Origin of the sequence: Streptomyces armeniacus, assembly GCF_003355155.1 — a bacterium.
GTDB lineage: Bacteria > Actinomycetota > Actinomycetes > Streptomycetales > Streptomycetaceae > Streptomyces > Streptomyces armeniacus.
Genome location: NZ_CP031320.1, coordinates 3,652,252 through 3,670,052, shown reverse-complemented (window position 1 = coordinate 3,670,052; position 17,801 = coordinate 3,652,252). Strand labels below are relative to the sequence as shown.

The window sequence follows — 17,801 nt, the reverse complement described above, 5'->3', positions numbered from 1 at the left end:
TGTGCCGCGTACGGGCTCGCGGGTGTCCAACGGCCCGTAAGCCCGCCGCCCGTACCGCCTACACCACGCCCAGCGACCGCTTCAGGAACGCCACCTGGAGCAGCAGCAGATTCTCCGCGACCTCCTCCTGCGGCGTCATGTGCGTCACACCGGACAGCGGCAGCACCTCGTGCGGCCGCCCGGCGGCCAGCAGCGCGGAGGACAGCCGCAGGGTGTGGGCGACCACCACGTTGTCGTCGGCGAGGCCGTGGATGAGCATCATCGGGCGGTACTCGTCGGCGGCGCCGGACAGACCCCGGTCCGTGATCAGGGAGTTGGCGGCGTACGCCTCCGGGTCGTCCTGCGGCGTGCCCAGATAGCGCTCGGTGTAGTGCGTGTCGTAGAGCCGCTGGTCCGTCACGGGAGCGCCCACGACGCCCGCGTGGAACACGTCGGGGCGGCGCAGCACGGCCAGCCCCGCCAGCAGGCCGCCGTACGACCAGCCGCGGATGCCGACGCGGGACAGGTCCAGCGGGTACGTCTCCGCAAGCGCGTGCAGGGCGTCGATCTGGTCGGTGAGGTTGACCGCCGCGAGATCGCGCGAGATGGCCTTCTCCCAGCCGGGCGAGTACCCGGGGGTGCCGCGGCCGTCCACGACGAGCACCGCGAAGCCCTGGTCGGCGAACCACTGCGAGGTGAGGTGCGCGTTGTGCGCCGCCACCACGCGCTGGCCGTGCGGGCCGCCGTACGGGTCCATCAGCACCGGCAGCGGGCCGTCCCCTTCCCGGTGGCCCGTGGGCAGCAGGACGGCCGCCGGGATCTCGCGCTTGCCGACGTGGAGCAGCCGGGGCGCCGCGCCGATCACGGGCTCCTCGGCGTACGACGCGATCGTCCCCAGCGGCTCCGTCTGCCCGTCCTCCGCCAGGCGCAGCACGCTGACCAGGGAGCCGGGACGGTCCAGGGAGGCGGAGGAGAGCACGACCGTGTCCCCGCCGCGTACGGCCGACGCCACGTGCGGCACGCCGTCCGTGGCCAGCCGCTCCCAGCCGCCCTTGTCGCCGCTGCCGCGGAACGAGGCGCGGTACACCCCGATGTCGCCCGGGTCGGCGCGGCCGGTGTCACCGCCCGGCGAGGCGGAGAACAGGATGTCCTCCTCGCCGATGTCCAGCACCGCGCGCACGTGCAGCGCCGCGGAGGTCAGCAGCCGGTCGCCGGCCATCAGCACACGCGCGCCGGCCTCGTCCTCGATGCGAACCAGCCGTCCGTCCGGCGTCCAGGCCGGAACCCCAGCGAAGAGTTCTAGCCAAACCTGGTCGTCCTCCGCGTGCAGCGGCGAAGTGGCTCCCGTCGCCGGGTCGACGGTCAGGCACAGTTGGCTGCGCTGGTCCCTGGCCTGCACGAGGAGCAGCGGCGGACCGTACGCGGACCAGTGGACGCGGGCGAGGTACGGATACCGCACGCGGTCCCAGGTGACCTCCAGCCGGCCCCCGCCGTCCACGTCCAGGAGATGCAGCGTGACCTCGGCGTTCGCCGTGCCGGCAGCCGGATAGGCGATCTCGGTGGGCTCGCGGTCGGGATTGGCGGGATCGGAGATCCACCAGCGGGTGACGGGCGCGTCGTCGGAGCGGGCCACCAGCAGCCGTTCGCTGTCCGGAGACCACCAGTAGCCGCGGTGCCGGCCCATCTCCTCGGCCGCGATGAACTCCGCCAGGCCGTACGTCACCGTGTCCGACTCGGGTGTCGCGAGGGCCTGCTCCGCGCTCCCGTCGGAGGCGACCGTACGCAGTTCCCCGCCCGTGACGTACGCGACGCGGCGGCCGTCGGGGGACGGGCGCGGGTCCACGACGGCGCCCGCGGCGGGGAGTTCGCGCGCGGTGCCGGCGCGCAGCTCCGCGGCGAACAGGCGGCCGGACAGGGCGAAGGCGGCGAGCTCCACGGCATTGTCCGTGGCATATGCGACGATCCCGGCCGATCCCTCCCGGCTGCGCTCCCGCCGCGCCCTTTCCTCCGGGGGCAACTCCTCCTCCGCGCCCTCGAGGAGCACGCCGGGATCGGCCGCCGGGAACTCCTTGCCGTCCGGCAGCTCGCGCACCCACAGCCCGTTCGCCCGGTCAGTGCCGTTGTGTGACCGCAGGAAGACGACGCGGCCGCCGTCGGGGGCCACGGTGAAGGCACGGGGGGCGCCGAGGGTGAACCGGTTGGTGCGCGCGTACTGCCGCGGGAAGGTCATAGCCATGTGGCCGAGCGTAGAGGGTCGCCGACTGGCTTGAATCGAATATGCGCCCCTCCTCTGCCTCCATGCTCCAAGTCATGCTGAAGCACGGATAGTTATGATCCGTTGCGCATGGTGGGTCCCGGGGTATGAAGCATCCGGAGTTCCTTTTCGACCGCGAGTGACAGGAGGTGGACCGCCGTGGCGCTTTCGATTTCGGCGGTGGTGCTGCTGGCGATCATCGTCTTCCTGCTTGTCAAGAAGTCGGGCCTCAAGGGAGGGCACGCCCTCGTGTGCGTGCTGCTGGGCTTCTACCTCGCGAGCACGTCGTTCGCCCCGTCCATCGAGGACCTGTCGACGAACGTCGCGAACATGATCGAGGACATCAGCTTCTGACGCCCGCGGGCGCGGAGCCGTCGTAAGGTCGGGGCATGACCGATGTCCCCGACCGCCGTCTGCTGTTCGTGCACGCGCACCCGGACGACGAGTCGATCAACAACGGCGCCACCATGGCCAAGTACGCGGCCGAGGGCGCCCTCGTCACCCTGGTGACGTGCACGCTCGGCGAGGAGGGCGAGGTGATCCCCGCGGAGCTGGCGCATCTCGCGCCGGACCGCGAGGATGCCCTCGGCCCGCACCGCGTCGGCGAACTGGCCGCCGCGATGCGGGAGCTGGGCGTCACGGACCACCGCTTCCTGGGCGGCCCCGGGCGCTACCGCGACTCCGGCATGATGGGCGCCCCGCAGAACGCGCACCCGGGCTGCTTCTGGCAGGCACCCGTGGACGAGGCGGCCGCGCCGCTCGCCGAGGTGGTCCGCGAAGTACGGCCGCAGGTGCTGGTCACATACGACCCGGACGGCGGCTACGGCCACCCCGACCACATCCAGGCCCACCGCGTCGCCATGCGGGCCGCGGAGCTCGCCGCCGATCCCGGCCACCGCCCGGAGGCAGGCGCCCCGCACGCGGTCGCGCGCACGTACTGGAACTGCGTGGCGCGCTCCGCGGTGGACGAGGGACTCGCCGCGCTCAGGGAGTTGGGCGCGGATCTCCCGTTCCCCGGCATCGTGGACACCGCGGACATTCCGGGTGTGGTGAACGACACGGAGGTCGCGGTGATCGTGGACGGCGGCGAACGCTTCGCCGCGGCCAAGGCCGCGGCAATGCGGGCACATGTGTCCCAGATCGCCGTGGAGGGCGCTTTTTTCGCACTTTCGAATGATCTGGGGCAGCCGCTCTTCGGTGCGGAGCACTACCGTCTCGCGGGTGAACCCGCACCCGAAGGTGCCCCCGCCGGCGACCTCTTCGCCTGGGCGGCGGCGTCGTGACCGCCCGGCACCGCGTTCCCGTCTACGTCGCGCTGGCCGTCCTCGGCCTGCTGACCGGCGCCGCGGGCGCGCTCGTACAGGCCGGATGGGCCGCGGGGGGCGTGCCGTTGGCGCTCGCCGGTGCCGCCGGGCTGTTCTGGGGCGGCGCGCAGCTGACCCGGGGCAAGGCGGGCGCTGCCGTTCCGGCGGCCGGCTGGCTGGTGGCGGTGGTGCTGATGACCATGCCGCGGCCGGAGGGCGACTTCGTGTTCGGTACCGGACTCGGGTCGTATGTCTTCCTGTTCGGCGGGATGCTCATCGCTGTGATCTGTGCCACGCTCGCTCTGCCCGCGGTGCCGGTGCCAGCGGACAAGGGCCGCTGAGACCATCGGCCGGCGCACCCGCTGATGTGGCGATTCAGTGGTCCACGGGCCGGTGTCGGCGGCCCCAAGTATGGTGGTGCGCGCCGGCGAGCCGCTTTCGGACAATCATGACGGCGGCGAATCCAACCGGGAGAACCTGCTTTGAGCCGTGAAACTGACAGTTCGTCCTCCGGGCCCAACGGGCGCGGCGGTCCCGCGTACCCCCCGGGCACCGAGCCGTACGGCTCCGCTGACGTGCCCTCGGGGCCGGCGGACCAGGCGGCCACGGGGCCGGATCCCGAGGCCCGTTCCGACAAGCCGGGCAAGTCCGGCAAGGGCGGCAAGGGTGAGCCGAAGACCGAGACGACGCTGACCACCCGGATCCGCATCAACATCCCCGGATCCCGGCCGATTCCACCCGTCGTGATGCGTACGCCCGTAGGCGAGGGCGGCTCCGCCGAGGAGCGCCCCGGCGCTCCGGGCGCGGACGGCGCGGCGGCGACCGCGGGCGCGGGCGCGGCCGGGGCCGCGGCTTCGATGTCGGGCGGCGGTTCCGACGGCGCGCAGGACGGCGGGGGTTCCGGCGGTCCGGGCGGGTCCGGCGGAGCCGGTGGTTCCGGAGGGTCGGGCAGTTCCGGTGGAGCCGGTGGTTCCGGCGGCGAGTTCAGCAAGGGGACGAGCGACTGGTTCGCGCCGCGCAAGGCGCCGAAGCCGGAGCCCGACCCCGGCCCGGACACGGGCGGCACGCCCGGCGTACCTGGAGCCGGTGGCCGTACGGACCTGCCGTACTTCACGGACGCGCCCGCGGGCCGCGAGCCCCACGACGAGCAGCAGCACCTCGACCCGTACCAGCACCCGTACCAGGATCACCCCGACACCCCGCCCGACGGCTTCCCCGCCGTCGGGCCCGGCGGCGAGGACACATCCGCGGGCATCCCGTACAGCGCCATCTCCGATCTGGCGGACGGCACGCAGGGCGGCCCGCCCACCGGCCCCGTGCCGGGCGTGCCCGGCGCGGTCCCGCCGCCCGGCCAGCCCTCCGGCACGATGGGGCCGCCCCGGCCCGTCGGCCCGACCACCGGCCCGGCGAACGGCGACATGCCGCTCGGCCCGCCGCCGGGCGGTCCGCCCCCGGGCGCTCCGGGCGCGCCGGACGGGGAGCCGCCCGCCAGCTCGACTCTCGGACTCGGCACCGGGCACTCGGCGTTCGGCCCCGAGGGGCCGGTGTCCTCGCTCTACACGCAGGGCTCGGGGCCGGGGCCGCAGGGCGCGCCGGGCGTGCCCGACGCCGGTGAGGGCGGCCCGGGTGGTCCCGGCGGCGCCGGTGGTCTGGGTGGCCCGAGTGGCCCGAGTGGCCCGGGCGGTCAGGGCGGTGACGGCGAACGCATCGCCAGCGACACGCTCGTGAGCGGCATCCCCCGGCTGCCCTCCTCCGAGGGTGGCGGCTTCTCCGCGGGCCCGTCCGGCCCTGCCGCACCGCCCGCGGGCACCGGCGACGTCCGGGACCGCGGCGACCGAGGTGACCGCGACGACGAACGGCCCGCCGCCAAGGGGCGGTCCAAGCTGGTGCTCGTCGGAGTGGGCCTGGTCGGCGTGCTGGGCCTCGCGTACGGCGCCGGTCTGCTCCTCGACCACGCCGACGTCCCGAACGGCACCACCGTCCTCGGCGTCGACATCGGCGGCAAGGAGCGGCAGGCGGCCGTCGACGCGCTGGACAAGGCGCTCGGCGACCGCGGCACCGCGCCGCTGACGGTGGTCGCCGAAGGCAAGAAGAGCCAGCTCAAGCCGAGTGTGGCCGGGCTGACCATCGACACCGAGGCGACCGTACGGAACGCCGCGGGCCGCGACTACAACCCCGTCTCCGTCATCGGCTCCCTCCTCGGCGGCAGCCGCGAGGCCGACGCGGCGGTCGAGGTCGACCAGGAGAAGCTCGAAGCGGAGCTGACCGCCATCTCCACCGAGACGGGCGGCGGGCAGCCCGAGGACGGCATGGTCAAGTTCACCAACGGCAAGGCCGTCGGCGTGCCGGGCAAGCCGCACAAGGGCGTTGACGTGGTCAAGGCGTCGGCGGCGATCGAGGACGCGTACCGCGAACGCGCCGCCACCGGCAAGAACACGCCGATCAGTCTGCCCGTCAGCACGCAGCAGCCGAAGATCGGCGAGAAGGAGATCCAGGCCGCCGTCAACGGCTTCGGCAAGACCGCGATGTCGGGCTGGGTGTGGCTGAAGGCCGGTGACGAGGAAGTGCCGTTCAGCGAGAAGACGATCGGCAAGTTCCTGACGATGCAGCCGGGGGGCGACTCGCTCCAGCCGGTGATAGACCCTGAGGCGCTGCAGGAGACGTACGGGACGGCGTTCGACAATGTGGTCATCGAAGGCGGCGCGGGGACGGTCAAGATGACCCCGAAGCACGCGGCGGCGGCGATGCTCATGGCCCTCCGCAAGACGGCTCCGGAGGAGCCGCAGAAGCGGGTGGCGGAAGTGGACGGCGCCCGCAGCGAGTAGCCCCGCCGGGGGCGGGGCTACTCGCTGGGGCGGCTGGCTCTTATACACCACTGGCCGTGCCGACGCAGGCCTGGGTGTCATGGCTCGGGGTGCGAGGTCACTTCAAACACCAGCGGCCGCAGAGGGTACACCGCGGTGTTTTTTGTTTCCAGGCCGAAGACGGCGTACGGGATAGGGGATGTGTATAGGGGACAGGGACAGGGGGCGGGGCTGCGGCCGGTGCCGCGGCCGCGTGCTCAGTCCCAGTCGCTCGTCTGCTTCCGCTCCCGGCGGTCGCCGGTGTCGAACCACGAGCGGCTCGCCTGGAGCGCGTTGACGGCGACGATCGAGCCCCAGCACACCAGCAGCCCCGTGTTGCCGGCGTTGACCGCCGCGATCGCGGACAGCGGGATGGCCAGGACGAGCGAGGCCACGGCCAGCCCGAGACGCGCGCCGATCCCGTCCGAGAACCCGGACTGCGCCTGCGTCCGCTGCTGGGGGCGGGGGTTGACGCCCCGCGCGACGACCATCTGCTGCTCCGCGAGCTGCCGCCGGACGCGCCGGTCGACCGACTGGTCGAGCTTCTCGAGGAAGGACTCGACCAGCTCCGACTCGTACTCAGTCCCGAGCTCCTTGCGTGTCTGCAAGGTCGCGTCGAGGTCCTTCTTCAACTCCGGGTCGCGAGTATCCATGCGACCACGATACGAACGCGGGGCGGGGCGGACAGTGGAGTTAACCCCCCTATCGCTGCGGGCGGCGGCACCGGGTTGCCCCGTCTGTATAGCGTCATGCAGAGTCGGAGCGCGGTGAAAGATTCCGTGGTGACGGTACGGGCGGGGCGAACGACGGGACGGTGGTGGCGCCATGACCGGCGCGAGCGGGCGGTTGCTGCAGCTGTTCGAGGGGCACCGGCTGACGCCCGCGCAGCGGCGCATCGCCCACTGCATGGTGCGGCGCGCGTCCGACGCGCCGTTCCTGTCCAGCGTGGAGCTGGCGGAGCTGGCCGGGGTGAGCCAGCCGTCCGTGACCCGGTTCGCCGTGGCGCTCGGCTTCGACGGCTACCCGGCGCTGCGCCGGCACCTGCGGGACATGCCCGCCGAGGCGGCGGCCCAGGAGGCGGGCGGCGGCGCCGAGCCGGGCAACGAGTACCAGCAGGCCGTCCTCGCCGAGATCGACAACCTCCGCGACCTTGCCGCGCTGCTTGCCGACCCCACTCCCGTGGAACGCGCCGGACGGCTGCTCGCCGCCTCGCCCGCCCTGCCCGTACTGGGGCTGCGCGCCGCCTCCGCCCAGGCGCGAGGCTTCGCGTACTTCGCCGCCAAGGTGCACCCCGACGTACGGCTCCTCGACGAGGGCGGCTCGATGCTCGGCGACCGTGTCGACGCCGCCGTACGGGCCGGGGCGACCGCGCTGCTGTGCTTCGCGCTGCCCCGCTACCCGCGCGAGACCGTGGCCGCGCTGGACCACGCGCGGGGCGCGGGGCTGCGGGTCGTGACGGTGGCGGACAGCGCGTTCGCACCGGTGGCGCATCCGGCGGACGTGCTGCTGCCGGCGGCCGTGGGCAGGGGGCTGGCGTTCGACACGGCGTGCGCGCCGATGCTGCTGGCACGGGTGCTGCTGGAGGCGATGTGCGACGGGCTGCCGGACGCGCAGGCGCGACTGGAGGACTTCGACGCGCGGGCGGCGGAGCGGGCGCTGTTCGTGGAGTGAGGACGGTTCGGGGGCGGAGGGCGGGGCCGGAGCGCGCGGGCGGGGGTGGTCCGGGCGCGAGGGCCGCGCCCGGACCGCTACGTGCCGCCGGAGCCGGAGCCGGAGCCGGAGCCCCCGGTGCCTGGGCCCGTGCCCGGCCCGCCCGTCCCGCCGTGGGCGCTGCCGTTGCCGCCGGCGCGGCCGTGCGGCGCCGCCGGATCGCGGCCGAGGAAGGCCACCAGCCGGTCGCTCGGATCGGCGTACGGCGGTGCCTCGACCGGCAGCGCGAACAGCGGCTGCCGGTAGCGCGGCTCCGGCACCAGATGCCGCGCCGTACGCAGCAGTTCGGTCGCCAGCGCCGGCGGTATCGGCCGGGGCAGCCCGGTCGCCTGGGCGATGTCCCAGCCGTGCACCGCGATCTCGAGCGCACCCGTACGGGCGACGATGGCAGCCGTCAGCGGCCAGTCCCCGACGGCGACGAGCCGCTCTCCGGCGCAGTCGCCGTCCGGGCCCGGCGCGTGGAGCGCCGACCACGTGCCGAGCAGGCGCGAGGCGCGCGTACGGAACGCCTCGGCCGGATCGCCGTACGGCTCCTCCGCGGGCGCCAGGTCCACGGACCCGGCGTCGATGCCCTCGTGCAGGGCGGCGAGGGAGTCGTTCGTGTGCCGCAGCAGCCTGTGCAGGTCCCAGCCCCGGCAGGGCGTGGCCCGCGTCAGCAGCCCGGGGGTGACGGTGCGCACGCTGCAGAGGGCGTAGCCGATCGCCCTCTCCAGCAGCGCGGTGCTCTCGGTCTCCTCCGGCCCGCTCATCCGGGCGCGGCCGCGGCTCCCGGCGGCCCTCCCTGCCCGCGGGGCGGGCCGGTCAGTAAGCCCCGGTACCGGCTCCGGCGGCGGTGGTACGCGGGGCGGTCGCTGGTCGGCATGGCCGGCCCTCCCTACGCCCCGGCGCCGGCGGACGGGTCCTGCTTCGGCTCCTGCTCCTGGTAGAGCTGGATGTAGTTGCCGTCCGGGTCCTCGACGGTGGCGAGGAAGACCTCGCCGTCCATGTCGGTGACGGGGCGGATCCAGTGCACGCTCAACGTCTCGTCGAGGTGCTTCTCGGAGGCGCGGATGTCGGCCACCTCGAAGTTGACGAGGATGCGTCCGGGCTCGGCGGCCTTCGCGGCGACGTCGTCGCGGCTCTCGAAGATCAGATACGTGCCGCCCAGCTCGAGTCCCAGCATCTCGCCGTCCTTCGCGGCCCCGGGCGCGAACGCCGTGCGGTACCACTCCCAGAGCCGTTCGGGGTCGGTGCTGCCCAGGACGATGCCGCCGAGGTGGGGGTTCTTGTGCGGGGACATGGCCACTCCTTCTGCCGTGCGGTCGGTGCCTTCACCGGTACTGACCGTGGCGTCGGTGAAAACTCATCGGTCCGCGGCCGCCAGCGCGAGCTTGTTCACCACCCACAGGCCGACGCCGATCGCCAGCAGCACTCCCGCCCGTACGTAGACCTCCGTGTCCCGGTCCGCGAGCGGGCTGGCCAGGATCAGCGACGTGACGGCGCCCAGCACCGGCAGCGCGGTGGGCGTACGGAAGTGCGCGTGCTCCACCGTGTCCCGGCGCAGCACCAGCACCGCGACGTTGACCACGAAGAAGACGCACAGCAGCAGGAACGAGGTGGTGTCCCCGAGACCGCCGATCTCTCCCGTCGACACCAGCCCGACGGCGATCAGCGAGACGAAGAGGATGCCCGCGACCGGTGTGCGCCGGTGCGGCAGGATGCGCCCCATGCCGGGCGGCAGCACCCGCTCGTTGGCCATGCCGTAGACGAGCCGGGACGCCATCATGATGTTGATGAGGGCGGAGTTGGAGACGGCGAACAGCGCGATGAGCGCGAAGAGCCTGGGCGGGAAGTCCACGCCGCCCGCCTTCACGACCTCCAGCAGCGGCCCCGACGAGGACTCCAGCGTGCCGGGCGGCACCAGCAGCGAGGAGACCAGCGCCACCAGGATGTAGACGGTGCCGGTGACGGTCACGCCGATGAAGATGGCGCGCGGGAAGGTGCGCGCGGGGTTCTTCGTCTCCTCGGCCATGTTGACGGAGTCCTCGAAGCCGACGTACGCGAAGAACGCCAGCGCCGTCGCCCCCAGTACGCCGCTGACCAGCGCGTGCCCGGTGCCGCCGGTGTCGACCTCGGTGAGCCGGGCCGGTTCGCCGTCGCCGGTCAGCACCGCGTAGGCGCCGATGCCCAGGATCACCAGCAGGCCGGTGACCTCGACGACGGTCAGCACCACGTTCGTCCGTACGGACTCCGAGACGCCGCGCAGCGTGAGCGCGGCGAGCGCGAGGACGAACAGGACGGCGACGAGCGTGGGCGGGATGTCCACGAACTCCTGGAGGTAGTCCCCGCCGAACGCGCGCGCCGCCGCGCTCGCCGAGGCCAGCCCCGAGCACATCACCATGAACGCGATGATGAACGTCAGGAACGGCACCCGGAACGCCTTCTGGGTGTAGAGCGCGGCGCCCGCCGCACGCGGGTACTTGCCGACCAGTTCGACGTACGACGCGGCGGTGAGCAGCGCGACCACGAAGCTGATCGCGAACGGCAGCCACAGCGCGCCGCCGACCTTGCCCGCGACGTTGCCCGTGGTGGCGTAGATGCCGGTGCCGAGGATGTCGCCGATGACGAACAGGATCAGCAGCCGGGGACCGATGGCGCGCTTCAGAGGGGTGGCCGGCTCGTCGGCGGCCGCGGCTTCTGCTTGCGGTGGATTCGGCATGCGAGGACGCGTTCCCACGGCGGCCGGTCTCCACCCCTGCGCGTCACGTGCGCGGGGGTGGAGACCGGCCGCCGTGGGGGGACTCAGGCAATTCTCATCCGCGTTCACTACCCTGCTGCGCCGGGACGGGGAGGACAGAAGGCGACTCCGTACGACGTGGTCGTACGGAAGCACACGAAGCAGGACGAAGAAGCGAAGAAGCACGGACAGACGGAGACAGACGGAGAGGGGAGCGTGCAGTGGGGCGCGGGTCGTATGCGTTGGCGCGGGTGGCGGTGTATCTGCGGGCGGCCGCGGGTGCCTGGTGGTGGACCGGGGTGCTGGCCGCGGGCGTCGGTCTGGCGGTGCCCGGCTGGTCCGGGCGGCGGATCGGGGTGCTGCTGGGGGCGGTGCTGTTCCTGTGCGCCGCGGCGGCCGCGTTCGCCGTACGCCGCCGGCGCTGCCGCGGTCTGCTGGGCGCGCTGACCACCGCCGGGAAGTGGGCGGTGCTGCGGGACCGCGCGGTGACCGTACGGGAGTGGCGGCGGGCGCACCGCTGGTGGCTGGGCCTGGGCTTCCTGGCGGCGGTCGCGTCGTCCGTGGCCGTCCCGGCCGCGGGCGGCGCCGTACTGGCCGGAGCGGGCGCCGGACTGTGGGCGAAGTCCGTCTGGCTCGGGCGCTGGGAGCTGCGCAACGAGCAGCTGCTGTGGGTGCGCCCCGAGTGGGTGGACGGCCGCAGTCCGGCGCGCAAGGAGGTGCGCGGCTGGATGACCACCGGGCCGCTGGCCGGTGACGCCGCGGAGGGCGGCGGCAAGCGGGCGCGGGCACGCGGCCGTACGGCGAAGGGCGGCACGGTGGCCAAAGCGGGCACCGCGCGCGCGGCGCGCACCGGCACGGGGAGCACGGGGAGCACGGGGAGCACGGCCGGGACGGGCACCGCCGGCTCCTGAGCGGAACCGGCGGGCGGGGCGGCGGGGCCGCCGGGCAGCGGGCACTGGGCGGGCCCGCCGCCCGTCAGAGCAGCGCGTCGCGCCGCGCACCGCCCGATTCGGCCACGATGTCGTCGAGGGTCTGCGGCTCGCGTACGGGGAGGAACCGCACCGCGGCCGCCGCCGCACCGCCGTCCTGCCCGTTCGCGCTCTCCCTCTCCCGAGGGGCGTCGTCGCACGTGAAGCCGTAAACCCCCGGCCGGGGCAGCGAGTTGTAGCCGAACGGGTTGGAGAAGTAGTACGCGCCCGTGTCCAGCAGCGCCGCGTGGTCCCCCGCCGCCAGCAGCGGCAGCTCGCGGTCGCGCGCCACCAGGTCGCCCGCGAAGCAGCACGGGCCCGCGATGTCCTGCCGTACGGCCGGTGCGTCCTTCGGCCGCCCCTGCGCGTCGTACGCCCGCACGCGCAGCGGCCACGCGTCAGGCGCGAAGACCGTACGGACCGCGACCTGCGCGCCCGCGTGCGTCACCGCGATCGCGCGCCCGCCGGCCGACTTGGCGTACTCGACGCGTGCCAGCACCGTGCCCGCGCGGGCGAGCAGCGCCCGCCCGAACTCGGTGACCAGCGCGTACCGCCCGTCGAACAGCCCCGGCACCGTACGGGCCAGGTGACGGGCGTACGCGTCGAAGGTGGGCGAGGTCTCGTCGGAGGCGAAGTTCACCGGGAGGCCGCCGCCGATGTCGAGGGTGTCGATCTGCCGGCGCCCGGCGGCGGCGTTGATCTCCTCGGCCAGCTCGTACGTGGCCCGTACGCCCGCCGCCATCGCGTCCAGCGCCATGCCTTGCGAGCCGACGTGGCAGTGCAGCCGGGTCAGCCAGGGGCGCTCGCGGTAGGCGCGTACGACCCAGTCGCGCGCGCCCTCGTCGCGCAGCGCGACGCCGAACTTGGAGGTGGCGGTCGCCGTGCTCATCGCGTCGATGGCGCCGCCGCCCAGCTGCGGGTTGACGCGCAGCCCGAGCCGCGCGGCGGGGGAGGGGCGGAGCGCGTCGAGGCGCGACAGCTCCTGGGGGTTGTCGGCGTTGACGGCGATGCCGAGTGCGAGCGCCTCGGAGAGCTCGGCGCCGGTCTTGGCGGGGCTGTCGAGGACCGTACGGGCGGGGCTCACGCCTGCGGCGCGGGCCAGCGCCAGTTCGCCGGGGCTGGCCACCTCGGCGCCGATGCCGCAGTCGGTCAGCAGCCGCAGTACGGGCACGAGGGCGGCGGCCTTGACGGCGAAGGTGTGCAGGACGTCCTGGCCGTCGGCGGTCACGGCGGCGAAAGCCGTACGGAGGGCGGCGGCCGACTCCCGTACGGACGCCACGTCCAGGAGCGCGGCGACGGGCTGCCGGGCGTCGTCCACCAGGCCCTGGGCGACGGCGGCGCGTACGGCCCGGTCCCGGCGGGCGGCCAGGGCGCCGGCGTGCGCGGTGGCGGGCGCCTCGGGAGCTGCGGATGCGGCGGATGCGGCGGGATGTGCGTGGTCCATGCAGCCACACAAGCACGATGCCGGTGCCGAATCCCAGCGTGGTTGTTGACTGAAAATATTCACTCCGTAGGGTGTATGAATAGAACGCTGACGTTTCCGTCGACGGGAGGCAGGGCCATGTCAGGACCCCGACCGGTACGCGCACCGCGCGGCACCCGGCTCAGTGCACGGGGGTGGCAGCAGGAGGCCGCCCTCCGGATGCTCCAGAACAACCTGGACCCGGAGGTCGCCGAGCACCCGGACCAGCTCGTCGTCTACGGCGGCACCGGGAAGGCCGCCCGCGACTGGGGCTCGTTCGACGCCATGGTGCGCACCCTGGAGACGCTCCGGGACGACGAGACGATGCTCGTCCAGTCCGGCCGCCCGGTCGGCGTCATGCAGACCCACGAGTGGGCGCCGCGGGTGCTCCTCGCCAACTCCAACCTGGTCGGCGACTGGGCGAACTGGGAGGAGTTCCGCCGCCTCGACGCCCTCGGCCTCACCATGTACGGGCAGATGACCGCCGGTTCGTGGATCTACATCGGCACGCAGGGCATCCTCCAGGGCACGTACGAGACGTTCGCCGCCGTCGCCGCCAAGCTCACGCGCGAGGGCCGCACGGCGGACGGCACCCTCGCCGGGACGCTCACCCTCACCGCCGGGCTCGGCGGCATGGGCGGCGCGCAGCCGCTCGCCGTCACCATGAACGGCGGCGTCGCCCTCTGCGTCGAGTGCGACCCCTCGCGAATCGAGCGCCGCAGGGAGCACGGTTACCTCGACGTTCACGCCGACTCCCTCGACGAGGCACTGCGGCTGACGGAGGAGGCGCGGAACGCGCGCCGCCCGCTGTCCGTCGGCGTGCTCGGCAACGCCGCGGAGGTGCTGCCGCGGCTGCTCGCGCGGGGCGCGCCCGTCGACATCGTGACCGACCAGACGTCGGCGCACGACCCGCTCGCGTATCTGCCACTGGGCGTCGAGTTCGACGAGATGGCCGCGTACGCCGCCGCGAAGCCCGCCGACTTCACAGCGCGCGCACAGGAGTCCATGGCCCGGCACGTCGAGGCGATGGTGGGCTTCATGGACGCGGGCGCCGAGGTCTTCGACTACGGCAACTCGATCCGCGGCGAGGCCAGGACGGGCGGCTACGCGCGGGCTTTCGACTTCCCGGGCTTCGTCCCCGCGTACATCCGGCCGCTGTTCTGCGAGGGCAAGGGCCCGTTCCGGTGGGCGGCACTGTCCGGCGACCCGAAGGACATCGCGGCGACCGACCGCGCGCTGCTCGAACTCTTCCCGGAGAACGCCTCGCTGGCCCGCTGGCTGAAGCTCGCCGGGGAGCGCGTGCACTTCCAGGGCCTCCCCGCCCGCATCTGCTGGCTCGGCTACGGCGAGCGCGCGAAGGCCGGCGAACGCTTCAACGACATGGTCGCCTCCGGTGAACTCGCCGCCCCGCTCGTCCTCGGCCGCGACCACCTCGACTGCGGCTCCGTCGCCTCCCCGTACCGCGAGACGGAGGCCATGCGGGACGGCTCCGACGCGATCGCCGACTGGCCGCTGCTCAACGCCATGGTGAACGTCGCCTCCGGCGCCTCCTGGGTCTCCGTCCACCACGGCGGCGGCGTGGGCATGGGACGCTCCCTGCACGCGGGCCAGGTGACGGTCGCGGACGGCACGCAGCAGGCGGGCGAGAAGCTGCGCCGGGTGCTGACGAACGACCCGGGCATGGGCGTCATCCGGCACGTCGACGCCGGATACGAGCGGGCCGAGGAGATCGCGGCGGAGCGCGGCGTACGGGTGCCGATGCGCGAGTCGGGGGGCACGGCGTGACGGGTGCCGGTGCCTCCGGGGGCACGGCTCTCGGGGGCACGGCTCCCGGGGGTACGGCCTCCGGGGGTACGGGCAGGCCGCCGTCGTTCCAGGAGATGTGGCGCGAACTGGCCGCGCTCGGACGGGACTCCCACAGCGGCGGCTACCGCCGCTACGCCTGGACCGCCGCCGACGCCGACTGCCGCGCCTGGTTCACGGCACAGGCGGAGGCGCGCGGGCTGACGTACGAACTGGACCGGAACGGCAACCAGTGGGCATGGCTCGGCGAGCCCCGTACGGGTGCCGGCGCGCGTACGGAGGCGGATCCGGGCGCGCGTACGGGCGCGGATCGGGGTGCGCGTACGGGCGCGGGTGCGGTGGGGGACGCCGTGGTCACCGGCTCGCATCTGGACTCCGTACCGGACGGTGGTGCGTTCGACGGCCCCCTCGGCGTCGTCTCCGCCTTCGCCGCCTTGGACGAGCTCCGCGCGCGCGGAGCCCGGCCCGCCAAGCCCCTCGCCGTCGTCAACTTCGGCGACGAGGAGGGCGCCCGGTTCGGCCTCGCCTGCGTCGGCTCCCGGCTGACGGCCGGGCAGCTCGGCGTGGAGCAGGCGCACGCGCTGCGCGACGGCGACGGCGTCTCGCTGCGGCAGGCGATGGAGGGCGCCGGGTACGACCCGGAGGCCATCGGCCCCGACCCCGAACGGCTCGCGGGCATCGGCGCGTTCGTCGAACTCCACGTCGAGCAGGGCCGCGCGCTCGCGGACACCGCGCACCCGGTCGGCGTGGCCTCGGCCATCTGGCCGCACGGGCGCTGGCGGTTCGACTTCCACGGCGAGGCCAACCACGCGGGCACCACCCGTATCGACGACCGCCGTGACCCGATGCTCACGTACGCCAACACGGTGCTGGCCGCCCGCAAGAAGGCCCGGCTCGCGGGCGCCCTCGCCACCTTCGGCAAGGTCGCCGTCGAACCGAACGGCGTCAACGCCATCCCCTCGCTCGTACGCGGCTGGCTCGACTCGCGCGCTGCCGACGAGGAGACGCTGGCGGCGGTCGTCGCGGAGATCGAGAAGGCCGCGGCGGAACGCGGGGCACGGGACGGCGTCGAGGTGCTGGTCAGCCGGGAGTCGTTCACACCGGTGGTCGAGTTCGCGCACGGGCTGCGGGACCGGATCGCGGAACGGCTGGGGGAGGGCGTACCGGTCCTGCCGACGGGCGCGGGACACGACGCGGGAATCCTGTCCGCGGCGGTGCCGACGGCCATGCTGTACGTACGCAACCCGACGGGGGTCTCGCACTCGCCGGCGGAGTTCGCCGAGGAGGACGACTGCGTGGCCGGGGTGACCGCGCTCGCCGACGTGCTGGAGGGACTGGCGTGCCAGCAGTGACGGACGGATCCGTGCCGGACGATCCCGCTCCCGGCGGTCCCGGACCGGACAGTCCCGATCCGGGCGGTCCCGGGCCCGACGTGACCTACTGGGCCGAGTACGCCTGGCTGAACGGGACCGTCGAGCCCGGCGTCGCCCTGGACGTGGCCGCCGGCCGGATCACCGCCGTACGCACGGGCGTGCACGCGCCCGCCGCGTCCGACGTGCCGCTGCGCGGCCTCACCGTCCCCGGCCTCGCCAACGCCCACAGCCACGCCTTCCACCGCGCCCTGCGCGGCACCGTCCAGGTCGGCTCGGGCACGTTCTGGACGTGGCGTGAGGTGATGTACCAGGTCGCCGCCCGGCTCACCCCCGACACGTACTTCGCGCTCGCGCGCGCCGTGTACGCCGAGATGGCGCTCGCGGGGATCACCGCCGTGGGCGAGTTCCACTACGTGCACCACGCCCGCGGCGGCACTCGCTACGACGACCCCAACGCCATGGGCCACGCGCTGATCGCGGCCGCCACCGAGGCCGGAATCCGGATCACCCTCCTCGACACCTGCTATCTCTCCGCCGGTTTCGGCAAGGCCCCCGGCACCCACCAGCTCCGCTTCTCCGACGGCACCGCGGACGCCTGGGCCGAACGCGTCGACGCGCTCCGTCCCGACCTCCACGCCCGCATCGGGGCCGCCGTCCACTCCGTACGCGCCGTGCCCGCCGGACAGTTGGGCACCGTGGCCCGCTGGGCGAAGGAGCGGCGGGTGCCCCTGCACGTCCACCTCTCCGAGCAGACGGCGGAGAACGACGCCTGCCGCGAGGCGTACGGCCGTACGCCGACCCAGCTGCTCGCCGAACACGGCGTCACGGGCCCGCGTACGACCGCCGTACACGCCACGCACCTCACCGACGCCGACATCGCGCTGCTCGGCGGCTCCGCGACGGGCGTGTGCATGTGCCCCACCACCGAACGCGACCTGGCCGACGGCATCGGGCCTGCCGTCGCGCTGCAACGGGCGGGCAGCCCGCTGTCGTTGGGCAGCGACAGCCACGCCGTCATCGACCTGCTGGAAGAGGCCCGCGCGCTCGAACTCGACGAGCGCCTGCGCACCCGTACGCGCGGCCACTGGACCGCCGCGCAGCTGCTGCGCACCGCGACGGAGCACGGCCACGCGGCCCTCGGCTGGCCCGAGGCGGGCCGCCTGGAACGCGGGGCGCCGGCGGACTTCACGACGGTCGCCCTGGACTCGGTCCGTACGGCGGGCCCGCCGCCCCGGCTGGCGACGGAGGCGGCGGTGTTCGCGGCGGGCAGCGCGGACGTACGCCACACGGTGGTCGGCGGCCGGTACGTCGTACGGGACGGGGTGCACGGGGTGGTCGGCGATGTGGCGGAGGCGCTGCGCACGTCGATCGCGGCGGTGCGGGAGTGAG

General features: G+C 74.0%; 15 protein-coding genes. 9 read left to right on the top strand and 6 right to left on the bottom strand.

What is annotated here, in order from left to right; translation table 11 throughout:
* Nucleotides 1-58 precede the first annotated feature (58 nt).
* The gene (locus DVA86_RS15835) at nt 59-2,215 is read right to left on the bottom strand and encodes a S9 family peptidase (protein WP_425470839.1); all 2,157 of its coding nucleotides are present in this window, start codon (nt 2,213-2,215) and stop codon (nt 59-61) included.
* 177 nt (nt 2,216-2,392) lie between these two features.
* On the opposite strand from DVA86_RS15835, the gene DVA86_RS15830 reads away from it, so the two are divergent.
* The 4 genes from DVA86_RS15830 to DVA86_RS15815 all read left to right on the top strand — a co-directional run bounded on the left by DVA86_RS15830 (nt 2,393) and on the right by DVA86_RS15815 (nt 6,362).
* Entirely contained in the window at nt 2,393-2,587 is a 195-nt protein-coding gene (locus DVA86_RS15830; RefSeq protein ID WP_208879089.1) for a hypothetical protein, read from the top strand.
* Nucleotides 2,588-2,622: 35 nt separating this feature from the next.
* On the top strand, nt 2,623-3,516 hold the full coding sequence (mshB, locus tag DVA86_RS15825; protein ID WP_208879087.1) for an N-acetyl-1-D-myo-inositol-2-amino-2-deoxy-alpha-D-glucopyranoside deacetylase: 894 nt from the start codon (nt 2,623-2,625) through the stop codon (nt 3,514-3,516).
* Entirely contained in the window at nt 3,513-3,878 is a 366-nt protein-coding gene (locus tag DVA86_RS15820; protein WP_245996626.1) for a DUF6113 family protein, read from the top strand. The genes mshB and DVA86_RS15820 overlap by 4 nt, the downstream gene beginning before the upstream one ends.
* 141 nt (nt 3,879-4,019) lie before the next feature.
* Nucleotides 4,020-6,362 carry a peptidoglycan binding domain-containing protein gene (locus tag DVA86_RS15815; protein ID WP_208879086.1) on the top strand — a complete coding sequence of 781 codons (2,343 nt, stop codon included), beginning with the start codon at nt 4,020-4,022 and terminating at the stop codon, nt 6,360-6,362.
* A 236-nt stretch (nt 6,363-6,598) separates the two neighbouring features.
* On the opposite strand, the gene DVA86_RS15810 is transcribed toward DVA86_RS15815, so the two are convergent.
* The gene (locus DVA86_RS15810) at nt 6,599-7,033 is read right to left on the bottom strand and encodes a hypothetical protein (RefSeq protein ID WP_208879084.1); all 435 of its coding nucleotides are present in this window, start codon (nt 7,031-7,033) and stop codon (nt 6,599-6,601) included.
* A 172-nt stretch (nt 7,034-7,205) separates the two neighbouring features.
* Here DVA86_RS15810 and DVA86_RS15805 point away from each other — a divergent pair, with 172 nt between their 5' ends.
* Nucleotides 7,206-8,051, top strand: coding sequence for a MurR/RpiR family transcriptional regulator (locus tag DVA86_RS15805; RefSeq protein WP_208879082.1), 846 nt, complete (start codon nt 7,206-7,208; stop codon nt 8,049-8,051).
* Nucleotides 8,052-8,128: 77 nt separating this feature from the next.
* On the opposite strand, the gene DVA86_RS15800 is transcribed toward DVA86_RS15805, so the two are convergent.
* The 3 genes from DVA86_RS15800 to DVA86_RS15790 all read right to left on the bottom strand — a co-directional run bounded on the left by DVA86_RS15800 (nt 8,129) and on the right by DVA86_RS15790 (nt 10,788).
* Nucleotides 8,129-8,839 (bottom strand): TIGR03086 family metal-binding protein, encoded by a 711-nt coding sequence (locus DVA86_RS15800; RefSeq protein ID WP_208879081.1) that lies wholly within the window; start codon nt 8,837-8,839, stop codon nt 8,129-8,131.
* 125 nt (nt 8,840-8,964) lie between these two features.
* Complete coding sequence (locus DVA86_RS15795) at nt 8,965-9,369, bottom strand: VOC family protein (RefSeq protein WP_208879079.1); 405 nt, start codon at nt 9,367-9,369, stop codon at nt 8,965-8,967.
* A gap of 63 nt (nt 9,370-9,432) precedes the next feature.
* Nucleotides 9,433-10,788, bottom strand: coding sequence for an APC family permease (locus DVA86_RS15790; protein ID WP_208879078.1), 1,356 nt, complete (start codon nt 10,786-10,788; stop codon nt 9,433-9,435).
* Between the two features lie 269 nt (nt 10,789-11,057).
* Here DVA86_RS15790 and DVA86_RS15785 point away from each other — a divergent pair, with 269 nt between their 5' ends.
* Nucleotides 11,058-11,717: a hypothetical protein gene (locus DVA86_RS15785; protein ID WP_342776360.1), complete on the top strand. Its 660-nt coding sequence runs from the start codon at nt 11,058-11,060 to the stop codon at nt 11,715-11,717.
* Nucleotides 11,718-11,781: 64 nt separating this feature from the next.
* Here DVA86_RS15785 and DVA86_RS15780 read toward each other — a convergent pair whose 3' ends face one another.
* On the bottom strand, nt 11,782-13,218 hold the full coding sequence (locus DVA86_RS15780; RefSeq protein ID WP_208879076.1) for a type III PLP-dependent enzyme domain-containing protein: 1,437 nt from the start codon (nt 13,216-13,218) through the stop codon (nt 11,782-11,784).
* A gap of 117 nt (nt 13,219-13,335) precedes the next feature.
* Here DVA86_RS15780 and hutU point away from each other — a divergent pair, with 117 nt between their 5' ends.
* The 3 genes from hutU (at nt 13,336) to DVA86_RS15765 (ending at nt 17,800) form a co-directional block, all read left to right on the top strand.
* Nucleotides 13,336-15,021, top strand: a complete 1,686-nt coding sequence (gene hutU, locus DVA86_RS15775) for a urocanate hydratase (RefSeq protein WP_208879074.1) — start codon at nt 13,336-13,338, stop codon at nt 15,019-15,021.
* 95 nt (nt 15,022-15,116) lie between these two features.
* A complete protein-coding gene (locus DVA86_RS15770; protein WP_208879073.1) occupies nt 15,117-16,391 on the top strand; it encodes an allantoate amidohydrolase in 1,275 nt (424 codons plus the stop codon).
* 80 nt (nt 16,392-16,471) lie between these two features.
* A complete protein-coding gene (locus DVA86_RS15765) occupies nt 16,472-17,800 on the top strand; it encodes a formimidoylglutamate deiminase (protein ID WP_208884743.1) in 1,329 nt (442 codons plus the stop codon).
* Nucleotide 17,801: the final 1 nt, after the last annotated feature.